The sequence below is a fragment of the Amnibacterium sp. genome (genome assembly GCF_051956055.1).
Taxonomy (GTDB): domain Bacteria; phylum Actinomycetota; class Actinomycetes; order Actinomycetales; family Microbacteriaceae; genus Amnibacterium.
Window position 1 is genome coordinate 1 of sequence record NZ_JBQCGC010000111.1, and the last position, 8,823, is coordinate 8,823.

The window sequence follows — 8,823 nt, forward strand, 5'->3', positions numbered from 1 at the left end:
CAGATGTGGGAGGAGGCGAACCACTGCATGTCGTTCGAGTACGTCCTCGAGACGTTCCCGATCGACCGCGACGAGGCCTACAACTCCCACGTGGACATCCCGTCGATGGCCGCCAAGGAGGCCTTCGAGGTCGAGTTCATCAAGCGCATGTCGGAGCAGACCCTCGACATCACGACCACCGAGGGCAAGCGCGACTTCGTCCGCAACCTCGTCGCGTACAACGTGATCCTCGAGGGGATCTGGTTCTACTCGGGGTTCATGGTCGCGCTCTCCTTCCGCCAGCGGAACCTGCTGCGCAACTTCGGCTCGCTCGTCGACTGGATCGTGCGCGACGAGTCCCTGCACCTGAAGTTCGGGATCAACCTGATCCTCACGGTGCTCGAGGAGAACGAGGACCTGCAGACGCCGGAGTTCGCGGAGGAGATCCGCTCGATGATCCTGAACGCCGTCGAGATGGAGGAGCAGTACAACCGCGACCTGCTCCCCGGCGGCATCCTCGGGCTCAACGCGAACTACATCAACCAGTACGTCAAGTACCTGGCGGACCGCCGGCTCGAGGAGCTCGGCTTCGAGCCCGAGTACAAGGTCTCGAACCCGGCGAAGTGGATGGCGACCGCGAACGACACCCTCCAGCTCGTCAACTTCTTCGAGTCGACGAACACCTCCTACGAGTCGAACGCGCAGGCCACGGTCTCCCGCTGACGACCGACTCGCGCGGTAGCCCCACCGGAGGTGGGCTACCGCGCGAGGGCGGGAACCGCCGTCCGCGGGGCGACCAGCAGCACGCCGAGACCGAGGAGCGCCGCGAGGCCGAACGCCCCGGCGAACTGCGCCGCCGGCGCGAACGCGGTCACGATCCCGACGACGGTGAGCGCGAGCCCGTTGCCGAACCCGTCCCCGATCTGCAGGGCGGCGCTGTTCCGGCCCCGCTCCTCCGGCGCGGAGAGCGCCAGCGTCGACGTGCTGAGCCGTGGGAAGGCCGTGCCGATCCCGAGCCCCGCGAGGAGCCACCCGACCACGACGACGGGGATGAGGCCGGCCGCGGTGCCGGCGCCCACCACGACCGCGCCGGTGAAGAACGACGCCGCTCCGAGCCCGATGCAGCCCCGATCGGAGAGCCGCCGGCTCAGCCGGCTCTGCAGCTCCGAGCCGGTGGCCCAGGAGACGGCCCCCACCGTCGCGATCCCGCCGGCGATCGTGGGCGACACGTCGCGGAGCGCGATCAGCGAGTACGGCAGGTAGGCGTCCGCGGCCGCGAACCCGGCGCTGAACATGCCGCGTGCGATCACGACGGAGGGGAGCCCGCGGACCGCCAGGAGCGTGCCGGGCGGGAGCAGCGGCCGCAGCGCGGCGACCGCGGCGACCACGGCGACGGCAGCGAGCACGGGGCCGATCCGCGGCACGTCGACCAGCGGGCGGATCGCGAGCAGGGCCACCGCGGCGACAGCGGACCAGAGGATGCGCCGGACGGGCAGCGCTCCGCCGGTGCCCGGCATCGGCTGCGAGCGCAGCTGCGGGACCAGCAGTGCCGCCGCGCCCGCGACGAGCGGGATGATCCCGATGAACACCCAGTGCCACGACACCAGCTGCGTGACCGCGCCGGACGCGAACGGGCCGACGAGCGACGGCAGGACCCACGCGGCCGCGAGCAGCGCGAAGATCCGCGGATGCAGCCCCTCCGGGTACACCCGGGCGACCAGCACGTACAGCGCCACCCCGATCGCGCCCGCGCCGCCGCCCTGCAGCACCCGGCCGGCGATGAGGACCGGCATCCCGGGCGCGGTCCCCGCCACGAGCAGGCCGACCGCGAACAGCGCGACGCCCGCCACCAGCGCCGGCTTCGGCCCGCTCCGGTCGCACCAGGCGCCGCCCGCGACGTTCGCGATCACACCCGCCGCGGCGAAGGCGGAGAACGCGAGCGCGTAGAGCGGCTGTCCGTGCAGCTGCCGCGCCGCGATCGGCATGGCCGTCGTCACGGCGAGCGCCTCGAACGCGATGAGGAAGCCGAGCGCGAACACCCCGACGGTCGCGACCCGGTACCGGGCGGAGAAGGCGCCGTCGCTCACCTCCACAGCCTAGGAACCACCGGGCGGGCGTCCGCTCGGTGCCGCCTCTTGCATCCGGAGGCGTTCCGGCGCACGATCGGGTCCGAGGAGGTGATGCGCATGGCAGATTCATCCATGAACATCGGCGCGCCTTCCACCTCGATCGTCGCCCCCTGAGCGGAGGCGATCGAGCGGGGCACGGCCGCGCGTCGAGCCGGGCCGGATCCCATCTGGGGGAGACCGGCCCGGCCTGATCCTCGGAGGGGGTGCGGATGCGGGCGGTCGCCCTGCTGCGCGGCGTGAACGTCGGAGGCGTCCGGTTCCGGATGGCGGACCTCGCCGCCGCGCTGGAGCAGGGCGGTGCGGCCGAGGTGCGGACCGTCCTCGCGAGCGGCAACGTGCTCCTCACGGTGCCGGAGGAGGACCCCGCGGCGGTCGCCGGCCGCGTGCACGAGGTCGTCGCCGACCGGTTCGGGTTCGACGTCGCGGTCATCGCGGTCGACCTCGCCGTCGTGCGCGCCGCGGTCGACGGCTACCCCTTCCCCCGCGCGGACGACCGGCACGCGTACGTGGTGTTCGCCGAGGCCCCGGCGGCGCTCGCCGAGCTCGTCGACGCGGCGGGCGACCTCGACCCCGACGAGGAGCGGGTGCAGCACGGGCACGACGTCCTCTACTGGGACGCCCCGAAGGGCCGTACGCTCGAGACCCGGTTCGGGAAGCGGTTCGGTGCACGGCAGCGGTCGGGTGCGGTGACGACGCGCAGCATCAGGACGCTCGAACGGATCCTCGCCGTCGGCTGACGGCTCCGCCGGCGCCGGACCGTCCGCTGAACATCCGGTGACCGCCGTTGCTCCCTGTCGGAGGTCGATGGAATGCTCGGGACGTCGTCGAGGTTCAGGACCCGGTGACCCGTCGGGGGACGGTGCCGAATCCTCCCCTGTCGTCCCGGCTCCGGCGTGGAGCCCGTCAAGGACGCCACCTGCCGACCTCCGGAGGCCTCGTGACCGAGACCGTCGACCGCACCGCGAAGCGGGTCGCGGGCGAGCCCCAGCGACTCAGCAGGAGCGACGCCACCGCGATCGCGGTCCTGCTCGTCTCCGCGTTCGTGATCGTCCTGAACGAGACGATCATGAGCGTCGCGATCCCCGTGCTCATCAAGGACCTCCACGTCGACGCGAGCACCGGGCAGTGGCTGTCGACCGCGTTCATCCTCACCATGGCGGTGGTCATCCCCGTCAGCGGCTTCCTGATCCAGCGGATGACGACGCGCTCGCTGTTCGCGATCGCGCTCGGCTCCTTCGTCGCGGGCGAGCTGCTCGCCGCCCTCGCGCCGACCTTCTCCGTCCTCCTCGTCGCGCGGGTCGTGCAGGGTGTCGGCGCCGCGGTGATCACGCCGCTCCTGATGACGACGGTGATGACGATCGTCCCGCCCGCGCGGCGCGGCGCGATGATGGGCAACATCTCGATCGTCATCTCGGTCGCGCCCGCGATCGGTCCGACGGTGTCCGGGTTGATCCTCAGCGCGCTGCCGTGGCCGTTCCTGTTCTGGTGCGTGCTGCCGATCGCGGCGGCCGGCCTCGTCATCGGGCTGCGGCTGATCCCGAACCTCGGCGAGCCGCGGCACGTGCCGATCGACTGGCTGTCGATCCCGCTCTCCGCGATCGGGTTCGGCGGCCTCGTGTACGGGCTGAACGCGGTCGGCCAGGGGGCGTCGTCCGCCGGCGGCATCGATCCCGTCGCGGTCGCGGTGCCGCTCGTCATCGGCGCGGTCTCCCTGACGCTGTTCCTCCTGCGGCAGCGGACCCTGCAGCGCACCGACACCGCGCTCCTCGACCTGCGCGCGTTCCGCTCGCGGGTCTTCACGGCGAGCGTCGTTTCCGGCGCGCTCGCGTTCCTCGGGCTGCTCGGCAGCGCGATCCTGCTGCCGATCTACCTGCAGCAGGTGCTCGGGCTGACCGCGCTGCAGACCGGGCTGCTGGTGCTGCCGGGCGGACTCGTGATGGGGCTCCTCGGTCCGGTCGTCGGGCGGCTGTACGACCGGTTCGGGCCGCGCCCGCTCCTGATCCCGGGGCTCGCGATCGCGATGGTCGCGCTCCTGCTGCTCGGGACGATCCTCACCGCCACCACGCAGGCGTGGCAGGTGCTGCTCTGCCACGTGGCGCTGAGCTTCGGCCTCGCCGCGGTGCTCCCCTCGGTGTTCACCGCGGGGCTGTCGGCGGTGCCGCAGCGCTTCACCTCCTACGGCAGCGCGATCTTCGCGACCGTGCAGCAGGTGGGCGGCGCGGCGGGCACCGCGCTCTCGGTGGCGCTGCTCGCGGTCGGCGCCGCGGGCTGGAGCGGCGGGGGCGGCACCGCGGCCGCCGAGTCGGCAGGCACGCGCCTCGCGTTCCTCGTGAGCGCGGGCGTGTTCGTCGTCGCGATCGCGATCGGCACGCTCGTGCAGCGCGTGCCCGACGCCGCGCCGGTGCCCGCCGGGCACTGACGGAGCGGGACGGGCACCCCCGCGAGCGGTGGCGCCCGTCCCGGTCGGAGGTTCGGGCGCGATCATGGGCCCCGGAGGTGCTGTGGACCGCTACCCGTCGACCGGCCCGGGATCCCGCCTGTCCATGCTGCGTCTGCACCACTCCGGTGTGCGGCCGGTGAAGGTGCTGCTCATCGGCGACCGCGGGCACCTGTTCCCGAAGGTCGATGGCGCCTCGCTCGCGGAGCGCGCCGCCGACCGGATGTGGCTCGCGACGCGGCACGGGGTGGACCTCGACGTGCTCTCCGACCTCGCGCCGGTGCTGCGGGCGGTGCAGGGCGTGTTCCACACCTGGCGCCTGTGGCGCTACGACGTCGTCCTCGTGGCACTGGGTGAGGGGCTCGACACCGCGCGGCGTCCCCGCACGCTCGCGAGGGTGGGGGACCTGCTCACCGAGGTGATCGAGGACGCGGCTGCGGCGACCGAGGTGGTCGTCTTCGGGCCGCCCGCCGGCGTGTCGGAGCGCTCCCGGCACGCCGCGGCGCCGGAGGACCGCCTCCGGTCGGCGGTCGGGCGGCTCGGTTCGGTCCGGGTGCGGCTCCGCACGGTCGACGCAGCCGAAGGGGACCTGCAGCGGTCGCGGGCGTGGGCGGCCGCGCTGGGGGAGGAGGTCGCCGCCGCGGTCCACCGGCTCGACGAGGTGGACCCGGCGAGCACCGCGTCGGCGCTCCGCGAGCGGCCGGACGCCGAGCCCGGACGACAGCGGGCGCTCGACGCCCTCCACGTGGTGGGCCGACCGGCCGAGCCCCGGCTGAACGACCTGGTCGAGCTCGCCCGGACCGCGTTCGGCACCGAGGCGGCCGAGATCAACTTCATCGACCACGACCGGCAGTGGAAGCTCGCGGCCGCCGGTGCGGAGCGGATCGAGACCCCCAGGTCCAGGTCCTACTGCTCGTTCACCGTCGAGCGGCCCGGACCGACGGTGATCGCCGACGCGACGCTCGACCCGCTGTTCCGCGACTCGCCGATGGTCGAGGGGCCGGATCCCGTGCGGTTCTACGCGGCGCACCCGATCGAGGCCGCGGACGGTCACCGGATCGGGTCGTTCTGCGTCTACGACCACGAGCCGCGGGACGTGCGCGGGTTGGACCTGTCCGTGCTCCGCGACCTGGCGCTCCTGGCGCAGGCCGAGATCACCGGCGTCGACCGGCCGCCCGTCGGCGGATCGCCCGTGCTCGCCGGAGCCGCCGGGGCCTGACAGCATCGAGCGGTGCTGATCACCCCGACCGACCTCCTCCCGCTCCTCGACGACCCGCGCACCGTGCTGCTCGACGTGCGCTGGCGGCTCGACGTGCCCGACGGGCGCCCGGCGTACCGCGCGGCGCACCTCCCTGGCGCGGTGTACGTGGACCTCGACCACGAGCTCGCCGGGGAACCGGGCGGCACGCGCGGGCGGCACCCGCTGCCGGCGCCCGCGGCGCTGCAGGCCGCGGCCCGGCGCTGGGGCGTCCGGCAGGACTCGGTCGTGGTCGCCTACGACGATCTCGGCGGGATGTCGGCGGCGCGGGCCTGGTGGCTGCTGCGGGACGCGGGCCTCCGGGACGTCCGCGTGCTCGACGGCGGCCTCGGCGCTTGGCTGCGGGAGGGCCTGCCGGTCGAGGAGGGGGATGCGGCTCCGGAGCCGGGGGACGTGCGGCTCGAGCCGGGGCACCTCCCGGTGCTCGACGCGGACGCCGCAGCCGGGTTCCGCGGAACGCTGCTCGACGCACGCGCGGGCGAGCGGTACCGGGGCGAGGTCGAGCCGGTCGATCCGCGCGCCGGGCACATCCCCGGCGCGGTCAGCGCACCGACCGCAGGCAACCTCGACGCGGAAGGCCGCTTCCTGACGCCGGAGGCGCTGCGCGAGCGCTTCGCCGCCCTCGGAATCGACCTCGCGCGCCCCGTCGCCGCCTACTGCGGATCCGGCGTGACCGCGTCCCACGAGGTGCTCGCCCTCGCCGTCGCGGGGATCGACGCCGCGCTCTACCCGGGTTCGTGGAGCGCCTGGTCGAACGACCCCGATCGGCCGGTCGCCACGGGCGCGACGCCCTGAACCGGGTTCACGCCGCGAGCGCCTTGCGGATCCGCTGCAGCGACACGGGCTCCGCGGTCGGGAGGGATTGCGCGAAGAGGCTGAGCCGGAACTCCTCGAGCAGCCACCTGGCGTGCACGAGCTCGCTGCGGAGGCCCGCCTGCAGCGGCAGCGTGCCACCCGCGGCGAGGTAGAGCGCCTGGGCCGCCTGCGCCTCGTGCATCCACACCCGGTCGCGGTTGGCCTGCGCCGCGAGGCGCTCCACCCGATGGACGATCCCCGCGGTGTAGACGGCGAGGCGCGGGAGGCGGTCCGCGCCGTCGATGCGCGCGAAGCCGGGGTGGATCAGCGCCTCCAGCTGCGCACGGGCGTCCGTGAGCGCAGGCACCAGAGCGAGGGACGTCGCCTGTCGGATCGCTCGGTCGGCGTCCCGTGCGCCGGCGAGCGCGGCCGCGGCGGCGCCGACGACCTGGAAGAGCTCGTCGACCACGGAGGCGGCGAGCGCCTCCCGCATCCTGGCGAAGGTGGCCGGATCCCAGGCGACGCCGTCCGGTGCGACGCGCAGCTGCACCCGGTCGATCACCGCGTCGAGGCAGTCGTCGAACAGCGCCTCCGTGCTCCGGTACGGGCTCGCGCCGAGTGCGAGCTTCTCCGCGGCCGTGAGGTGGTCGCGCACGTAGGCGGCGGGGGACGGGGTCGCGAGCGCGAGGAGCCGGTGCACCCCGGCCCGGGTCGAGGCGAGCTGCTCCTCCGGCGTCGCGAGGAGCCGGACGTCGACCGCGGACCCGGTGTCCACGAGCGCCGGGTAGGCGCGCACCACGCCGCCGGCCGCCCGGGTGTCGAGCACGCGCGGCAGGTCGCCGATCTCCCACGCCGTCATCCCGGTGCGCTCGATCGGTGCGGAGCCCGGCGCGGGTCGCGCGACGACGCGGGCGGCGGAGGTCCTGGCGCGGTCCGCGAAGCGCGCCTGCAGGGCGGCGAGGTCGGTGCTGCGGCCCACCTCCTGCGGCGCGCCCCTCCTGCCGCGCGGGGCGTCGGTCGCGGCGAAGGCCGGCTTCAGGTGCGCGGGCAGGCGGGACTGATCGAAGTCGGCTGCGGTGACGGCGACGCCGGCGACGCGTCGGATCACCGGCGCCAGGGCGTCGACGAGCGGGCCGGGATCGGCGCCGGTCTCCGGGCCGGGCGGCAGCTCCGGCAGCAGGCGTCGCGCCCAGTCGGCGGCCGGAACGACGTGGCGACGGATCGGCTTGGGCAGGCTCTTCAGCAGCGCGGTGACGAGCTCCTCGCGGAACCCGGGGACCAGCCAATCGAAGCCCGCGGGCGAGAGGCCCGCGAGGAGCGGGAGCGGCACCCGCACGGTCAGGCCGTCGTCCACGGCACCCGGCGCGAAGCGGTACGCGAGGCGGAGGCGCTGGTCGCCCTGCTGCCACGTCGGCGGGAAGGCGCGCTCGTCGACCTCCGCCTGCTCCTCCTCATCGAGCAGGTCCGCCCTCCGCATGGTGAGCAGGTCGGGCGCCTCCTCGCGCGCCGTCCGCCACCACGCCTCGAAGCGCCGGACGTCCGTGACGTCGGCGGGGATCCGGTCGTCGTAGAAGTCGACGATCCGCTGGTCGTCGACGGGCCTGCTGCGGGTGCGCTCCGCCTCCTCGTCGAGCTCGGTGCGGAGACGGCGGTTCGCCCGGTCGAAGGCGTAGAGCGGGTCGCGGGTGTCGCCGGCGCGGCCGGGCGTCCACTCGCCGTCGAGCAGCGCATGCTCGAGGAGGAGGTCGCGGGCGTGCGCCGGGTTGAGCCGCGCGTACTGGATGCGGCGCTTCTCGACGATCGGGACCCCGAACAGCGTCACGCGCTCGTCGGCGACCGCCGCGCCCTGCCGCTGCTCCCAGCGGGGCTCGCCGTAGGTGCGCTTGACCAGGTCGCCCGCGATCTGCTCGGCCCACGCCGGGTCGATCGCGGCGTTCATGCGCGCGAACAGCCGCGAGGTCTCGACGAGCTCCGCGGTCATCAGCGCGCGCGGCGGCCGCTTCGCCAGCCCGGACCCCGGGAACACGACGAACCGCAGCTGGCGCGCCCCGATGAACTCGACCGCGCCGCGGCGGGGCGTCGGCCGGGCGCCGGGTCCCTTCGGTGCCGCCGTGCGGTCGTCGCGCAGCCCGATCTGCGACAGGAGGCCCGCGAGCAGGCTCTTGTGGATCGCATCGGCGCGCGGGCCCCCTTCGTCGTTCAGGAGATCCGGGCCGGCGGCGGCC

7 protein-coding genes are annotated in these 8,823 nt (G+C 74.5%); 5 read left to right on the forward strand and 2 right to left on the reverse strand.

All coding sequences use genetic code 11. From position 1 onward, the window contains the following. Window positions 1-702: ribonucleotide-diphosphate reductase subunit beta (locus ACTHLI_RS15555; protein WP_440185603.1), on the forward strand; the 702-nt coding region annotated here is incomplete at its 5' end. 35 nt (window positions 703-737) lie between these two features. On the opposite strand, the gene ACTHLI_RS15560 is transcribed toward ACTHLI_RS15555, so the two are convergent. Next, window positions 738-2,066 (reverse strand): MFS transporter, encoded by a 1,329-nt coding sequence (locus ACTHLI_RS15560; protein WP_440185605.1) that lies wholly within the window; start codon window positions 2,064-2,066, stop codon window positions 738-740. 251 nt (window positions 2,067-2,317) lie between these two features. Between ACTHLI_RS15560 and ACTHLI_RS15565 the strand changes: the two genes are divergently transcribed. From ACTHLI_RS15565 to ACTHLI_RS15580, 4 genes are all read left to right on the forward strand, one after another. Then, window positions 2,318-2,845, forward strand: a complete 528-nt coding sequence (locus ACTHLI_RS15565) for a DUF1697 domain-containing protein (protein ID WP_440185607.1) — start codon at window positions 2,318-2,320, stop codon at window positions 2,843-2,845. Window positions 2,846-3,045: 200 nt separating this feature from the next. After that, entirely contained in the window at window positions 3,046-4,527 is a 1,482-nt protein-coding gene (locus ACTHLI_RS15570; RefSeq protein ID WP_440185609.1) for a DHA2 family efflux MFS transporter permease subunit, read from the forward strand. 64 nt (window positions 4,528-4,591) lie between these two features. Beyond that, complete coding sequence (locus ACTHLI_RS15575) at window positions 4,592-5,764, forward strand: GAF domain-containing protein (protein WP_440185611.1); 1,173 nt, start codon at window positions 4,592-4,594, stop codon at window positions 5,762-5,764. Between the two features lie 12 nt (window positions 5,765-5,776). Continuing rightward, window positions 5,777-6,598: a sulfurtransferase gene (locus ACTHLI_RS15580; RefSeq protein ID WP_440185613.1), complete on the forward strand. Its 822-nt coding sequence runs from the start codon at window positions 5,777-5,779 to the stop codon at window positions 6,596-6,598. Window positions 6,599-6,605: 7 nt separating this feature from the next. On the opposite strand, the gene ACTHLI_RS15585 is transcribed toward ACTHLI_RS15580, so the two are convergent. Continuing rightward, window positions 6,606-8,823 (reverse strand): DUF3418 domain-containing protein (locus ACTHLI_RS15585; RefSeq protein ID WP_440185615.1); only part of this gene is annotated, 2,218 nt, incomplete at its 5' end.